Annotated in this window: 14 protein-coding genes; 9 read left to right on the forward strand and 5 right to left on the reverse strand. The window is 61.0% G+C overall.

Translation table 11 applies throughout. The features are described from left to right. Positions 1-116: 116 nt before the first annotated feature. Together MESCI_RS31105 and MESCI_RS31110 are read right to left on the reverse strand one after the other, a co-directional pair. The gene (locus MESCI_RS31105; RefSeq protein ID WP_013525186.1) at positions 117-1,289 is read right to left on the reverse strand and encodes an FAD-dependent oxidoreductase; all 1,173 of its coding nucleotides are present in this window, start codon (positions 1,287-1,289) and stop codon (positions 117-119) included. 322 nt (positions 1,290-1,611) lie between these two features. Beyond that, entirely contained in the window at positions 1,612-2,196 is a 585-nt protein-coding gene (locus MESCI_RS31110; protein ID WP_013525187.1) for an amino acid synthesis family protein, read from the reverse strand. Positions 2,197-2,394: 198 nt separating this feature from the next. Here MESCI_RS31110 and MESCI_RS31115 point away from each other — a divergent pair, with 198 nt between their 5' ends. The 9 genes from MESCI_RS31115 (at position 2,395) to MESCI_RS31155 (ending at position 11,953) form a co-directional block, all read left to right on the forward strand. Beyond that, a complete protein-coding gene (locus MESCI_RS31115) occupies positions 2,395-4,200 on the forward strand; it encodes a helix-turn-helix domain-containing protein (RefSeq protein ID WP_013525188.1) in 1,806 nt (601 codons plus the stop codon). A 191-nt stretch (positions 4,201-4,391) separates the two neighbouring features. After that, positions 4,392-5,384, forward strand: a complete 993-nt coding sequence (locus tag MESCI_RS31120; RefSeq protein WP_013525189.1) for a flavin reductase — start codon at positions 4,392-4,394, stop codon at positions 5,382-5,384. Beyond that, on the forward strand, positions 5,381-6,892 hold the full coding sequence (locus tag MESCI_RS31125; RefSeq protein ID WP_013525190.1) for an aldehyde dehydrogenase: 1,512 nt from the start codon (positions 5,381-5,383) through the stop codon (positions 6,890-6,892). Before MESCI_RS31120 ends, MESCI_RS31125 begins: the two co-directional genes overlap by 4 nt. Positions 6,893-6,931: 39 nt before the next feature. Further along, positions 6,932-8,005 (forward strand): LLM class flavin-dependent oxidoreductase, encoded by a 1,074-nt coding sequence (locus MESCI_RS31130; protein WP_013525191.1) that lies wholly within the window; start codon positions 6,932-6,934, stop codon positions 8,003-8,005. Continuing rightward, complete coding sequence (locus MESCI_RS31135) at positions 8,005-8,835, forward strand: alpha/beta fold hydrolase (protein WP_013525192.1); 831 nt, start codon at positions 8,005-8,007, stop codon at positions 8,833-8,835. The genes MESCI_RS31130 and MESCI_RS31135 overlap by 1 nt, the downstream gene beginning before the upstream one ends. Beyond that, on the forward strand, positions 8,828-9,214 hold the full coding sequence (locus tag MESCI_RS31140; protein WP_013525193.1) for a carboxymuconolactone decarboxylase family protein: 387 nt from the start codon (positions 8,828-8,830) through the stop codon (positions 9,212-9,214). Before MESCI_RS31135 ends, MESCI_RS31140 begins: the two co-directional genes overlap by 8 nt. 131 nt (positions 9,215-9,345) lie before the next feature. Continuing rightward, complete coding sequence (locus tag MESCI_RS31145) at positions 9,346-10,179, forward strand: transporter substrate-binding domain-containing protein (protein WP_013525194.1); 834 nt, start codon at positions 9,346-9,348, stop codon at positions 10,177-10,179. Between the two features lie 59 nt (positions 10,180-10,238). Continuing rightward, positions 10,239-11,213 (forward strand): amino acid ABC transporter permease, encoded by a 975-nt coding sequence (locus tag MESCI_RS31150; protein WP_013525195.1) that lies wholly within the window; start codon positions 10,239-10,241, stop codon positions 11,211-11,213. Further along, positions 11,210-11,953 (forward strand): amino acid ABC transporter ATP-binding protein, encoded by a 744-nt coding sequence (locus MESCI_RS31155; protein WP_013525196.1) that lies wholly within the window; start codon positions 11,210-11,212, stop codon positions 11,951-11,953. Before MESCI_RS31150 ends, MESCI_RS31155 begins: the two co-directional genes overlap by 4 nt. A 311-nt stretch (positions 11,954-12,264) precedes the next feature. Here the strand turns inward: MESCI_RS31155 and MESCI_RS31160 are convergent, their stop codons facing one another. The 3 genes from MESCI_RS31160 to MESCI_RS31170 all read right to left on the reverse strand — a co-directional run bounded on the left by MESCI_RS31160 (position 12,265) and on the right by MESCI_RS31170 (position 14,476). After that, complete coding sequence (locus tag MESCI_RS31160; RefSeq protein WP_013525198.1) at positions 12,265-12,753, reverse strand: SRPBCC family protein; 489 nt, start codon at positions 12,751-12,753, stop codon at positions 12,265-12,267. After that, positions 12,750-13,067, reverse strand: a complete 318-nt coding sequence (locus tag MESCI_RS31165) for an ArsR/SmtB family transcription factor (protein WP_063170682.1) — start codon at positions 13,065-13,067, stop codon at positions 12,750-12,752. Before MESCI_RS31165 ends, MESCI_RS31160 begins: the two co-directional genes overlap by 4 nt. Positions 13,068-13,267: 200 nt before the next feature. Then, a complete protein-coding gene (locus MESCI_RS31170) occupies positions 13,268-14,476 on the reverse strand; it encodes a glycosyltransferase family 9 protein (protein WP_013525200.1) in 1,209 nt (402 codons plus the stop codon). Positions 14,477-14,613: the final 137 nt, after the last annotated feature.

Genomic DNA, 14,613 nt, shown 5'->3' on the forward strand with positions numbered 1-14,613 from the left:
GCATGATTAGGATATGATCATTTCCTAAGTCAAGCCCATTGCGTCAAGCCCGTTTCAGCACGCCCACGGAGCGCAGACCTTGCGGGCCGCCGCCCTGGGTCGGGGAATTCAGCGCGTCATGCCTGGCTCGATTGCCATGACCGCAGCGGCGTATTCGCCGATGTCTGGATGGCGCTGAACAGATCGACCACGCTCTGCGGGGCAGTGTTGTCAAAGAACCGCTCGAGATTCTGCGCCGCTTCCTGGGCCACCTTGCCGCTTCGTGGGAAGAGTCTCTTTTCGTAGACACTGAGCGCCGATTCGACGTCATCAGGATAGGCAAGGAGCGCCCGGGCAAGCTCCGCACCATCAAGCATGGCAAGGTTGGCGCCTTCACCGGAGAATGGGGACATCAGATGCGCGGCATCGCCGAGTAAAGTTGCGCCTGGCACCCGGCTCCAGCGATGTCCCACCGGGAGCGCATGGATCGGTCGAAGCACTGGATCGGCTTCGCAGTCCGTGATCAGGGCAGTCAGCTGCGAGGCCCATCCTTCGAATTGCCCGGCGATACGAGCCAGCCCAGCTTCAGCGTCACTGAAATCGATCGAAGCGATCCAGTCTTCCGGTTTGTTCAAGGCGACGTAGACATGAAGACTTCCGTCGGCATTGCGATGCGCCAGGATACCTTTGCCGGGCGCAACGGCCATCAGCGTGCCGCTGCCGATCGCCTCTGCGCTTGCCTTGTGGCGCGTGTCGCCATCGAAAAGGAATGTCTCGACGAAACACGTTCCTGTGTAGGCCGGCTTTGAATCAGAAAGCAGTGGACGGACCTTCGACCACGCGCCATCGGCCCCAATGATAAGGTCGCAGGTCACCTTTGAGCCGTCCATGAAGGTGATCTCATGGCCATTATCCTCGGTAGCTGCCACGGACGTGACCTTATGGTTCCAATGGATCATATCGGCGGGGATCGAATCGATCAGCATCTTGCGAAGTTCGCCCCGGTCCACTTCAGGACGCTCGCCGCTGTGGCTGCCCGGCCTGTCGAACAGGATATGGAAGTCCTTGTCGACAATCCGTTTTGCATCTTCGCCAGGACGGACGAGCTGAAGAAACGAGTCAAACAGACCTGCGGATTTGAGGGCGAGCTGACCGTTGTATGCGTGAATGCCGAGAAGTCCCCCCTGCGCTCTCGAGGCAGAGGAGGCGTCGGCTTCATAGACCGTGGCTGAAACGCCATGGACATGAAGAACGCGGGCAAGCGTGAGGCCACCAAGGCCCGCGCCAATGATTGCAATACGATTTCGCATTTTTAGCGCTCCAATGCATCCGTCGGAATGACGGTTGCCATCAGTCTGACGCATCGTCAGACGGTTGCTCTCGGAGACGCTGGCCGAACCGTGCTGTGCACAGTTGACGTGTACTCGACTGCCTGACGAAGGTGACAGTGGTCAGGCAGTTGTTTTTCGCGACGGAGCCTAGAATAGGTCGGCTCCTTGCACGAAACAAGGTCCCGCTTCCCAGAAGCCACCCCGGTTTGTAGAAGGCCTTTCGCAGCCAATATCCCGCAGTGGCGCGCTTGAAAGACAGGACAAAGGCTGGTCGGTCTACGACCTGACACGACTCCGATTATCAGGAGGAGCCGTTTTCCGCGTCCATTTCCGCTATATCCTGGAACCTGTCGGCAATCCTGGCGTGAACGCGTCCGCCGTTGGCTGCACCAATGGCAACCAGCACTTCATCGGCACCCGGTGCATCGGCGATCTGGAAGTTCGCGGTGATGAAATGCGAGCGCCTCCCGTTCTCGCTCTTGTGCATCATTGGCAGTGACAACAACGCCCCCGCGGCATTTCTAGTGTTGCAGAATTCGAGATAGGTGGTGCCGCCGACGGCATCGCGGAACAGATTGCCAAAGCGCAGCGTGTGGATCAGTGCCGAGGCATGTTCGATCTCGCCATTGAGGCCGACAGCCGCAGCCTTGCCGTAGGATTCGATCTCCGCCGTCGGCATCAGTGCAATCAGCCGTCGGGTCAGTTCGGCGCCGAGCCTGGGGGCGATGTCGATGATCTCGGGGCGAAGGTTTTCGACGAAGCCCCGTCCCATCCACGGGTTCTTCAACACGGCGGCGACGACGATCGATGTGACCGGTTTGCCAGCGACCTTGCCGCCCTCGATCAGAACCTCGTCGATGAAGGTGCAGACTTTCCTGATTTCCATTCGCGCCAACGGTCCTTCCTGCCCAAACTCGAAAGGGCCAGGCTAGGAAGGCGCGCACCACGCGTCTTCCTCTGCTTCAGAGGAAAAACCGGATGTCTCGCTCTCGGAAGACGTGTAGCTTCACTCGGCCGCGAATTGCTTATATCGGCGCTCGCAGTGCCAACAGGAACAGATCGGTCAGCCGGAACAGTCGCACCAGTGAACCATCAGTCGCAAATCCTGTCGTTACGCGACGCCGCCAGCCTGATCAACTCAGGCGGCGATCTCAGCACGGTGTTGCGTGATCTGGTGCTGGCCGCCTGCCGGCATGCCGGATGGACGATGGGGTCGATCATGAGCATCGACGCACCGCATGGCCATGCTTACGTGATCGTTCGCCATGACCCGACCTTGATCCAGCGGTCGCTCCCCGACCGCTGGGAACTCGCCACCAGTCCGTCGATCGTCGCCCTGCAACGCAACGAGGCCGTCTATATCAGGGATGCCCGGGTCTCGGAGGAGTTTCCTGGCTATCGCATAGAGGCTTTCGAACGCGACTACCGCAGCGTTCTGGTAATGCCGATGAGTTGCGTCGACGAGGCCGGAAGGCCGATGGTGCTCAGCGTCATCTCGCGAGAGATCATGGACGTCAGCGCCGACGATCTCGCCTTCATCGGGATGATCGTCCATCTCGGTGAAATCGCTGTCGAGAAACAGCACAAGCTGCGCGAGGAGAAGCGTGCATCGGAACGGCTCCAGCAGGCGCTCCAGGCACACACGTCGCTGCTGCAGCAGGCCTTGGCCGAAAGCTCGATGCCTTCGCTTGCAGGCAGGATCGCAGCACTTGTGCCCAACCCCGTCGTCGTGGTCGATTTCACCGCCAACCTGATCGTCGCCAGCCGCTCACCGAGCGAGAAGCATTTCGACGACGCGGCCTGGCAGCTTGCCGCCAGCACCAGCCTGCACCGGCAGATCATGAAGGTCGCGCGGTCGGCGGTGGATCAGCCGCACAGCGAGGCTCATACATTCTTCCTCGACGACGGCATGCGCCGTCTGCGTCTCACCGCGAAGATCGAACCGTTGAGCGTTGATGCCGAGGCTGTCGGGGCAATGGTCATCTTCACCATGCAGGAGCCCTTCAGCCAGCTCGACCTGCTCCTGCTCGACAGTGCCAAATTCGCGCTCAGCGTCCAGATGATGCGCAGCTTCATCCGCTTCCGATTCGAGACACGCACGCTGACGGAGTTGTTCATGGAGGTGGTCGAGCATCGCTGGCACGACCCCGCCGATGTAATGCAGCGGGCGCAGCGGCTTGGCGTAGGGCTGGCATCACCAAAGCAGATGATCCTCATCGATCTGCCTGAAGCCGCCCAAAGCAGCGCCGGACGTCTGGTCGATCCGCATCATGCGGTGATCCGGTTGCTGCAGCAGAACTCGGTCGCGGCTGACATCATCGTCGTCGACAATGGCCTCGTCTGCCTGATCCCGGCTGAGCTGGGCGAAGACAGGAACCGTATCGCCAAGCTGCTGCGCAAGGTTGCCGAGGAACTGGGGCGCCAATTCGGCCAGGAACCGTTCGTCGTTCTTTCCGGTCTCTGCACCAAACTTGCGGACTATCCCCCGGCATGGGATCGCTGCCGGCGCATGATCCGTATCGGACGCTCGTTCGGCCGGACCGGCGTCTTTGCCAGCCAGGATTTCGGCCCGCTGCCGATGCTGATCGCGGCCGCCGAGGTGGAGGATGTGCGGAGCTTCGTGCAGGACAGTGTCGGCGCCATCGCCGATCACGATCGCCAGCACGGCACCCCCTATATGGAGACGTTGTTCTCTTATCTGCGCGAAGGCTGCCGCAGCCAGGCCTGCGCTGATGCGATGGGGCTGCACGTGACCACCTTGCGGTACCGGCTGGCGCGCATCCAGGAACTGTTCGGTGTCGATCTCGATACCCCTGAGCGGCGCTTTGCTTTCGAGCTCGCCATCCGCTTGCGCGAGGTCATCGACAACCGCGATTCGGTCGAAAAATAGCATCGTTCCAGCCTCCGCCGTGCGGACTGTTTCCAGCTTGGGTATCTTCCCTGCCGTTTGCGTTGTTGTCCGCGATCCTTGCTCGCAAACACAGCAGCCTCTCTGCCTACTGTTCCTATCAACAGGAGGAAGAACGGCTGCAGGTCAGCGGCTAACGTCTCGCGCAATACGAAGAGGGAACACGAGGCCAGATGCTGACGACTCCACAGCCAACGATCGATCCGATTGCACTGAGAAGGGCATTCGGAACCTTCGTGACCGGCGTCACAGTCATCACCACCCGCGACGCCGATGGCACGCCGCGCGGCATGACGGCCAACTCCTTTACGTCGGTCTCGCTTGATCCGCCGCTGCTTCTGGTTTGCGTCGGCAAGGCCGCTGCCAGCTATGCCGCGTTCAACGCGTCCGACTCCTTCGCGGTCAATCTTTTGCATGAGGGGCAGACTGACGTCTCGGCGGTCTTCGCCTCGAAGGCGCACGACAAGTTCGGCTCGATCAGCCATGACCGTGTCCACACCGGGGCGCCAATCCTCAACGAATGCCTGACCTGGTTCGACTGCACCGTGCACAACCGCGTCGATGCCGGCGACCATGTCGTTCTCATCGGCGCCGTGCAGGCGTTTGGCACCAGTCCGTCGGCACCGCTCGGCTTTTGCCGCGGACGCTATGCCTCGGTGAAGGATCCACTGCCACCGGGCTGGCTTGCTTCCCACTCGATGATCGTCGGCTATTTGATCGAAGCCGAAGGCAACATCCTGTTGCGCGCCGACGGCAAGGGCGGCTGGGTGCTGCCCAGCGCCAAGAGCCGCAAGGCGGAAAACGAACTCAAGCTCGAAGGCGGCGACGCACTGACGCTGCTTCCGGATGAGACGTTTCTTTATTCCGTCTTCGATGTCGCCGACAGCGATCCCGGCTACCTCATCTATCGCGCCCGGCTCTCCGGCGCTTCCGCCGCCCTCACATTGCCCGCGGGATTCAAGTTCTTTCCGCTGGCGGACCTTCCCTACGAAGACATTCCGGCGCGCGAAATCCGCGCGCTGCTGCGCCGCTACAGCCGCGAGCGGCACGACGAGCGCTTCAGCATCTACATGGATTCGGGCGATGGCGGGCGTCTCGCCAGCATTGATGGCGGTTCGAAGCCATGGATGCAAAGCCCCAAGGACGCCGAACAGGAACAGCCATGAAGACGTCAGTCAAATCGATCGAGAATTCCCACCAGCAGCTGTTCATCGGCGGCGGTTTCGTCGCACCGAAAGGCGGGCAATATATTCCAAGCTACGATCCAACGACCGCCAGGTCCTGGTATGAACTGGCCGAGGCCGACGCATCCGATGTCGATGCCGCTGTGGCCTCTGCGCGAGCAGCCTTTGCCGATCCGGCTTGGCGCCGCATGACCCAGACCGACCGCGGCAAGCTCGTCTATCGCCTGGCGGAACTGGTGTTCGAACATGCCGACGAGCTGGCGCTGATCGAGACACGCGACAATGGCAAGCTGCTCAAGGAGATGCGGGCGCAGATGCGCGCCATGCCAGATTCCTACAGCTATTTCGCCGGGATGGCCGACAAGCTGCTGGGCGACACCATCCCCGTCAACAAGCTTGACATGCTGAACTTCAACATGCGCGAGCCGCTTGGCGTCGTCGGCATGATCACGCCGTGGAACTCGCCGCTGATGCTGCTCACCGGCACCTTGGCCCCGTGCCTTGCCATCGGTAACACCGTTGTCATCAAGCCGTCCGAACACGCCACCGCCTCGACGTTGGCGCTGGCCGAACTGATCATGGAAGCCGGCTTCCCCGCCGGCGTCGTCAATGTCGTGACCGGCACCGGCACCAGCGCCGGCGACGCGCTGACGCGTCATCCCGACATCGCCAAGATCGTCTTCACTGGCAGCACGGCCACCGGCCGGCGCATTGCCGCAAATGCTGCGGCGAACCTGGTTTCGTGCCAGATGGAGCTTGGCGGGAAATCGCCTCAGGTCGTCTTTGCCGATGTCGACATGGACCATGCCGTCGACGGCGTCGTCTCCGGCATCTTCGCCGCCGCCGGCCAGAGCTGCGTTGCCGGATCGCGCTGCTTCGTCGAGGCCAGTATCTATGACCGTTTCGTCGACGCGCTGGTCGAGCGCGCCAGGCGGGTCAGGGTGGGCCACCCCCTGAATGACGATACCGACATGGGTCCGCTGGCGCTGTCGGCACAACTTGCCAAAGTTGAAAGCTACGTCGCCTCGGGCGTCCATCAGGGGGCGAGGATCGCGGCCGGTGGCCGCAGACCGCAATCGGCCGAGCTCGCGGAAGGCTGGTATTTCGAGCCGACCGTCATGGTCGACGCCCGCAACGACATGGACTTCATGCAGGAGGAGATCTTTGGTCCGGTTGTCGGCGTGGTTCCTTTCTCGTCGGAAGAGGAGATGACCGCGCTCGCCAATGACACGCGCTACGGACTGTCCTCCGGCATCTGGACCAAGGACATCGACCGCGCGCTGCGCTTTGCCCGCAATGTCGATGCCGGAACCGTCTGGATCAACACCTATCGCGCCTCGTCGTTCATGTCGGCCAATGGCGGCTTCAAGGAAAGCGGCTATGGCCGCAGGGGAGGCTTCGACGTGATGGAGGAGTTCTCGCGGCTGAAGAACATCATGATCGATTATTCCGGGCTCATGCAGGACCCATTTGTCATCCGCCTGCGCTGAGCATCACCCACACCGACCACAAAGGACGGGACAACAGAAATGAAATTTGCAGTGTCGCTGACCATGGAGCGCTTCTCGCCCGACATGCCGATGTCGAAGGTGAAGAGCAATCTGCTCGAGCTGGCGCAGATGGCCGACGCGGGCGGCTTCGAGACGCTGTGGACGGCAGAGCATCATACGATCGAGTGCACCATCTCGCCCAATCCGTTGATGACCCTGACCTGGCTGGCGCAGCACACGCAGCAGATCCGGCTTGGCACCTCGACGCTGGTGGCGCCGTACTGGAGCCCGATCCGACTGGCTGGCGAAGCCGCCCTTTGCGATCACCTGACCGGCGGCAGGCTGGAGTTCGGCATAGCCCGTGGCTCCTATCAATACGAGTTCGACCGCATGGCCGGCGGCATGCCACAGCAGGAGGGCGTCGCCTACCTCAAGGAACTGGTGCCGGCGGTGAAGAAACTGTGGGCCCATGACTATGCCCATGACGGCCACTATTGGAAGTTTCCGCTGGCCGCGGGCGTGCCCAAGCCATTGCAGAAGCCGCATCCGCCGATCTGGGTGGCGGCACGTGACCCTGGCACATTCGACTGGGCGGTAGGCATCGGTGCCAACATCCTGTCGACGCCGCTTTCAGCGCCCGCGGCCGAGATTGCCGTGCTCGGCGAAAAATTTCGCAAGGCGGTCGCCGACCATCCGGAAGTGCCGCGCCCACGCCTGATGATGCAACGCCGCACCTGCATCTACGATCGCCCGGAGGACTGGGAAGTCGCGGTCCGCCACGCCATCGACTACGGGCGCTCCTTCGAGAACCTCTTCCAGAACATCGGCACGGTAAAGAACGGTTTCCCCGAGGCTGTGCCTTATGAAAGCGTCAAGGGCAAGGACAACTACAATCCAGAGAGCATCCGCAAGAACCTGATGTTTGGCACCCCAGGCGAGATCATCGAGAAGCTCGAGGATTATGAGGCCGCGGGCGTCGACCAGTACTGCCTGGGACTCACCTTCAACCTGCCGTTCGAGCTGCAGAAGAAGACGATCAGGCTGTTCGTCGATGAGGTCATGCCGCACTTCGCCACGCGGGATCGCACCAGGGCTGTCGCGGTGGGGCACTGATGGCGATGGCGACCGGTTCCTTCGTTCACGGCGATGTGGCGCTCAACTATCGTGTCGACGGGAACGGGCCACAGAAGCTGGTCTGCATCCATGGCGTCGGCTCCTATCTGGAAGCGTGGAGCGGCGTCGTCGCTCGCCTGCCGGATCAGTTCACCGTGCTCACATTTGATCTACGTGGCCATGGCGGGTCGGCGCGCATCAAGGGACGCTACGAAATTGATGACTTCGTCGGCGATACGCTGGCGCTGGCCGATCATGCTGGCTTTGCGCGCTTTCATCTTGCCGGCTTCTCGCTGGGCGGCCTTATAGCCCAGCGCCTGGCACTGACCCATCCCGATCGGCTTCAAAAGCTGGTGCTGCTGGCGACCGTCGCCGGGCGCTTGCCGGAAGAACGGCAGGCGGTTCTGCGTCGTCTCGCCGCTTTGACCGCCAGCCAGCCGAGTGCGCACCATGCCGCGTCGCTCTCGCGGTGGCTGACCGAGGAGTTTCAGGAGCGCAACCCGGATGTGATCGCCGAGCTGCATCGGCGCGACGCCGAGAACGATCCTGCGTGCTACGCCGCCGCTTACCGGGTTCTGGCCGAGACAGATTTCGGCGGCATCCTCGACCAGATCAGGTCGTCGACACTGATCGTGACGGGGGAGGACGACCAGGGATCCAACCCGCGCATGGCGCGTCATATGCACGAGCAGATCCGCGGCTCGCGGCTCGAGATCCTGCCGGGGTTGCGGCATTCGATCCTGATCGAAGCGCCCGGGCCGGTCGCTGGCCTGATTGCGGATTTCCTGAATGACCACTCACGACGGGCAGGGGCGACCAGCCATGGATAGAAAATTGCAGAAAGCCGGCGAGGCAGTCCGCCGCAAAGTACTGGGCGACGACTATGTCGACCGCGCAATCGGCAATGCCGACGACTTCTCCAGGCCCCTCCAGGACATGCTCAACGAGTATTGCTGGGGCACATGCTGGACTGACGCCGCGCTCGATCTCAAGCAGCGCAGCCTGCTCAATCTCGGCATGCTTGCGGCACTGGGGCGCATGCATGAATTCGGCGTGCATTTTCGAGGTGCGATGCGCAACGGGCTTGGCGACGACGAGCTGCGGGCGGCCCTGATCCAGATCGCGGTCTATTGCGGCGTTCCGGCAGGTGTCGAGGCCTTCCGTGTCGCGCGTGCGGTGCGCGACGAAGCAAAGGCCGACACGCCATGACAAGCGTTTCGCGACCGTCGGCTTACCTTCGTTCCGAGCAATCGGCGCGGCAAACCTCCTCTGCCTCGCCGGAAGACGGCGACGGCAGTCTCATTTCTAAAATAGCAACAACAACAAGGGGAACGGTGCACATGAAAACATCTCTGAAATTGGCGACATTGGCGGCTTCGCTTGCCCTGACATTGACGACGCTTCCGGCTCAGGCCGGCGCGGTGCTGGACCGTGTCGTGGCGGCCGGAACTCTCAAGGTCGCAACTGACGCCAACTGGGCGCCGCAGTCCTTCCTCAATGCCAGCAACGAGCTGGACGGCTTCGACATCGATGTCGCCAAGGAGATCGGCAAGCGCATCGGCGTCAAGGTCGAGTTCGTGACGCCGGGCTGGGACATCATCACCGCCGGCAACTGGGTCGGCCGCTGGGACATGCATGTCGGTTCGATGACGCCGACGAAGAAGCGCGCCGAGATCTTCGATTTTCCCGCTGTCTACTACTACACGCCAGCAGCGGTTGCGGTTCACAAGGACAGCAAGGCCAAATCGTTGAGCGATCTAAATGGCAAGGTTGTCGGCGCGACGACGACATCGACCTTCGAAGCCTATGCCAAGAAGGATCTGACGCTCGACGCGGCCGGTGCGCCGCCATTCGAATACAAGCTCAACCCGAAGGAAGTGCACTCCTACGAGAACTCCACCACCGCTTTCGACGATCTGCGGGTCGGTGACGGCGTTCGGCTCGATGCCGTCGTCTCGTCGCAGCCCAGCATCGTCGATGCCGTGAAAGCCGGTTATCCGATCAGGCAGATCGGCGATCCGGTGTTTTATGAGCCCCTGGCTGTCGCAATCGAACACGGTGACCCGGAATTCTCGGCCAGAATCGCCGATGCCGTGAAGGCCATGAAAGGCGACGGCACGCTGAGCACGCTCTCCAGGAAATGGTACGGGGTCGACTACTCGGTCGTAAAGTAGTTCCGACGTTCGCTGGCGGCTCGCCTGTGCGGGCCGCCGACCATTCGAAGGGACAGGCTATGCTCTACCCCGATACCGTCGAAGCTGAAGTCCTCGTGCACAAGCCGTGGTTTGTGGCGACGATGTTCGGCGTCGTCTTTGCGATCTTCCTCGCCTTCAACCTGACGTCGACGAGCTTCGGCGAATTGATGCGCCCGGTCATCGGCGAACCGTCGCAGAGCGGCCTCTATGGTCGGTTTGCCATCGCCTTCGTGATCGCGCTTCTGTTCGTCCTCAATGTCGTCCTGATCGGCTTCGCCTCGCTGCGTGTCCAGATCGCCATCGTCTGGTTCGAACTGCTGCTGCTCTTCCTGGCCTTCTTCGCGACCTTTCATCTCAGCCTGCCCTTCATCCGGGAAAAGCTGCCATTCCTGATTTCCCAGGGCGTGGTGACCACGCTCTACGTCTCGGCCATCTCCATCATCATCGCCTCCCTGATCGCCATACTGGGTGCCGTAGCCAAGCTCTCCACCAACGGCTTCGCCTACGCCATCGCAAGCTTCTACACTTCGTTCTTTCGCGGCCTGCCGCTCCTGATGCAGGTCTATCTGATCTATCTCGGCCTGCCGCAACTGGGCTTCGTGGTCGGTGCGGTTCCCGCCGGCATCCTGGCGCTCTCGCTGTGCTACGGCGCCTACATGACCGAAATTTTCCGATCGGGAATCCAGAGCATCGACCGTGGTCAATGGGAAGCATCGCGCTCGATGGGTTTTGGCTTTTCGCTGACCATGCGCCGGATCATACTCCCGCAGGCGCTTCCGGTCATCATTCCGCCGACCGGCAACCAGTTCATTTCCATGCTCAAGGACAGTTCGCTGGTCTCGGTCATCGGCGTCTGGGAACTGATGTTCCTTGCCCGCACGCTGGGCCAGAAGACCTTCCAGCACATGGAAATGCTGATTTCGGCATCTCTCATCTACTGGATGCTGTCGATCTGCCTCGAGCTGATCCAGTCCCGCATCGAACGGCACTATGCCCGGAGCAAGGTGCGATGAGCGCTGAAACCATCATTGAAGCCAGAGCCGTCTCCAAATGGTACGGCCAGTTCCATGCCCTGAAGGACATCAATCTGACGGTCCACAAAGGCGAACGCATCGTCATCTGTGGTCCGTCCGGCTCCGGAAAGTCGACACTGATCCGCTGCTTCAATCGCCTTGAATCGCACCAGGAGGGCGACATCGCCGTCAACGGCATCCATCTTCACCCAAAGATGAAGAACGTCGCCGACGTGCGCAGCAATGTCGGCATGGTGTTCCAGCACTTCAACCTGTTTCCGCATCTGACCGTGCTGATGAACTGCATGGCCGGGCCGATGTGGGTCAAGGGCGTTTCCGCCGCCGAGGCACGCAAGACCGCGCTGCAGTTCCTGGAGCGCGTGCGCATTCCCGAACAGGCGAACAAATTCCCGGTCCAGCTGTCGGGCGGCCAGCAGCAGCGCGTCGCCATTGCGCGAAGCCTGTGCATGGAGCCGGCGGTAATGCTGTTCGATGAGCCGACATCGGCACTCGATCCGGAAATGGTGTCGGAAGTGCTCGATACGATGACCGGGCTAGCGCGCGACGGCATGACTATGGTTTGCGTCACTCATGAAATGGGCTTTGCACGGGCGGTGGCCGACCGCGTCATCTTGATGGATGCCGGCCAGATAGTCGAGGAAGGCAAGCCGGACAGCTTCTTCGGCAATCCTCAGCACGATCGCACCAAGCTGTTTCTCAGCCAGATACTGAAGCACTGATACAGACATTTTGCCGTAGCCAATGGCGGTAAGGGTAGTGGGTCAGTTATTCAGCGATAACGCGGACGGTCTCCGCTATGGTGGAACGCAAGTCTTCCACCCGTGCCGTCGCTCGCATCTGGAAGCGTCGGGCGCTTTCAACAGCAAGATGGTTAGGCTCCCACTTGCTGATCGGGATAAGGCTCGTTGCGGATTAGCTCGAACGTCGCTTTTACCACAAACAGCGGCGCGCTTGTACCGTCATGAACCTGCAATGCGACTTGGCGGAACGTGCCGTTCGGCATCTGGTCCTTGGCTATCGCGGCACGGCGTCAGGGCGCCCGACCGGTGAAAAGATCGTGGAACCGCTGCAGGTACAGCGGCCAGCCTTGATCGCTATCGACCCCACCGCGCACGCTCTCCCAGCCTTCGCCGTGGCGCTCGAAATTCCTGTGCTCGATCTCAACCCTGGTCCGGTTCTCCGTCTCCGCCGTGAACCGGACTTCCCATTCGCTGGTCTTGTTCAGGTCGGTCTCAATCTGCCACCGCGGGTTGATATCCCAACTCAGAACCAGCCGGCTCGGCGGATCGTAAGTCAATACACGAGCCCAGCGACACTCGCTGCCGTCGACGCCGCGATCGTAAACGTGCCCCCCAACCCAGGCTTCAAAGATCGTCTCAGCAATGGGCACTTTGAGAAGATTGTGCTCGCGAGGTTTGAACCTGCCGAAATCCTCGGTGAAGACCTTGAAGGCACGCGCCATAGATGCCTCGACGACGACGGAGTGCCTTACAGGCTCGGTAGCAGGATGCTTGCTCATACCTGGTCCTTCTTTGGAGGCTCGACGGCTAGTTTGTAGCCCGCCAGGGTCTTGCTCCAGAACTGATCGACTTCCGCGCGCAGACTTGCCAGGCCGCCGGGATCGATACGATATATGCTTTCCTTGCCCGAGCGCGTGTCGGCAACAAGCCCGGCCTCCTTGAGTACCTTCAGGTGCTGAGAAACCGCTGGTCTGGTTACAGGCAGCGCACGAGCAAGTCCGCTGACCGAACAAGGCTGTTCGAGCAACAGTTCGAAGATCGTTCGTCTCGTCGAATCTCCGAGCGCAGTCCAGTAGTTCGCGTTAGTGGCCACTAACGCGAACTTAAATCGACGGGCCTTCCATGTCAACCTTGGAGTAGTCGACGGGCGGCCCGTTGACTCTGATTAAGCCGCCTTGGCGGCCCCGTCTCGTCGCGCCTCCCGGGCGAGCCGCGGCGCATGCAAAAGCGCGAGCCGATGAGAGCGTTGCAGGACGATCTTGCCAAGGACCCGGACAGCCGATGCCGAGGTCATTACTGCAACCGGCTCCGATCCTGAGCCGATGGGAGGATCAGCGCGTCGCCGCCGGGAGAAGGTGAATTGACGGATGCATTCCCCTGTTGTCTCACCGCCTCTATCAACTCATGTGTTGCTTGAGCGACCTTGGCAACGGGCAATCGGTGCACGCAGTAGACGCCGCCCGGGTTGTTGGGTTTGCACAAATGGGGAGCAACACACTGGCAAGGCAATGGCGGCTCAACCGTGCGGTAAGGCACGCCAACTGGCCCCCAGACATCTGGGGGAGTGAGCCCGTAGAGGCCCACAACTGGAGTTCCGACCGATGCGGCCAAGTGCATTGGGCCGCTCTCGTTTCCCAGGAAGATAAACGCGTCCGCAAGCAATGCTGTTAGTGTCTCAAGCGAGGCTTTGCCAACAACGCTTGCCAACGGGGAGACCGCCACATTCAGGATACGTTGCGCGATTGCGCTCTCGTCAGGTCCGCCAATCAGCAGTGACCGCAGGCCCGTCGTTTCATAAACCTCATCGATCACTGCGGCGAACCGTTCAGGTTGCCAGCACCGCCCTTCGAACCTTGCTCCGGCGTGCACCGCGACGAAAGCTTTTGCATTCAGATTGCTCTGAGCCAGAATCTGGGTCGAAGCGCCTCGTCCGATGGATGTGGGCTCAAGCCTCGGTGTCACTTCACTCGACGTTATCCCGAGCGCTCTCAGCGGCGAAAGATATCGGTACAGGTAATGCGCGCCTCCCTGGCCGAAGGTTTCAGCAAATATATTGGCAGGCTGACTTTCCCAAGATTTTAGAGGCACTTCGGGGGGATCGTATCCGACGCGCATTGGGGCGCCGATCAGCTTGTGTATTATCCTCGATGTCTTCGAGTCGGTCAGATCGATGGTGAGTTCGAATTTTCGGCGGCGGAGCTCAGCGACCAAGCTTGAATATTCCTTCAAGCGCCTGGTTAGGCTTCTACCACCACCTCGAGGGTCGAATCCGATGGCTATGTCTGCGATACCCTGGCTGACCACCAAGTCTCGCAGGCCAGGAGCGCAAAGCATGGCCATGATGGCGTGTGGGTAGGCGACGCGCAGATTTCGCATAAGCGCCGAGGTCAGAATGACGTCCCCGATGTACTTCGCCTGGATAACCAGAATGGATTTGACAGCCAGCCGATCAGCCATCGAGATATTCAGCACGTCAAAACGATGGGGCAGGATGTTGGTCATTTGGCGCGCACAAACGTCCAAGAGAGCTCATGTGCCGCTTGTGGTGATCGATGGATCGGCAGCCTTGGAACCTCCGACCCATGCACCTCTCGTTTGTTCCACAAACAAAAAGGCAATCCCACGCAGCGCTCGCTGCC

The organism is Mesorhizobium ciceri biovar biserrulae WSM1271, assembly GCF_000185905.1.
In the GTDB taxonomy this organism is placed as follows: Bacteria; Pseudomonadota; Alphaproteobacteria; order Rhizobiales; family Rhizobiaceae; genus Mesorhizobium; species Mesorhizobium ciceri.

Coding starts and splice junctions, on each gene's coding strand:
- MESCI_RS31120 (WP_013525189.1), top strand. CDS start 4,392: ATGCTGACGACTCCACAGCCAACGATCGATCCGATTGCACTGAGAAGG.
- MESCI_RS31110 (WP_013525187.1), bottom strand. CDS start 2,196: ATGGAAATCAGGAAAGTCTGCACCTTCATCGACGAGGTTCTGATCGAG.
- MESCI_RS31150 (WP_013525195.1), top strand. CDS start 10,239: ATGCTCTACCCCGATACCGTCGAAGCTGAAGTCCTCGTGCACAAGCCG.
- MESCI_RS31170 (WP_013525200.1), bottom strand. CDS start 14,476: ATGACCAACATCCTGCCCCATCGTTTTGACGTGCTGAATATCTCGATG.
- MESCI_RS31155 (WP_013525196.1), top strand. CDS start 11,210: ATGAGCGCTGAAACCATCATTGAAGCCAGAGCCGTCTCCAAATGGTAC.
- MESCI_RS31105 (WP_013525186.1), bottom strand. CDS start 1,289: ATGCGAAATCGTATTGCAATCATTGGCGCGGGCCTTGGTGGCCTCACG.
- MESCI_RS31135 (WP_013525192.1), top strand. CDS start 8,005: ATGGCGATGGCGACCGGTTCCTTCGTTCACGGCGATGTGGCGCTCAAC.
- MESCI_RS31130 (WP_013525191.1), top strand. CDS start 6,932: ATGAAATTTGCAGTGTCGCTGACCATGGAGCGCTTCTCGCCCGACATG.
- MESCI_RS31140 (WP_013525193.1), top strand. CDS start 8,828: ATGGATAGAAAATTGCAGAAAGCCGGCGAGGCAGTCCGCCGCAAAGTA.
- MESCI_RS31125 (WP_013525190.1), top strand. CDS start 5,381: ATGAAGACGTCAGTCAAATCGATCGAGAATTCCCACCAGCAGCTGTTC.
- MESCI_RS31145 (WP_013525194.1), top strand. CDS start 9,346: ATGAAAACATCTCTGAAATTGGCGACATTGGCGGCTTCGCTTGCCCTG.
- MESCI_RS31160 (WP_013525198.1), bottom strand. CDS start 12,753: ATGAGCAAGCATCCTGCTACCGAGCCTGTAAGGCACTCCGTCGTCGTC.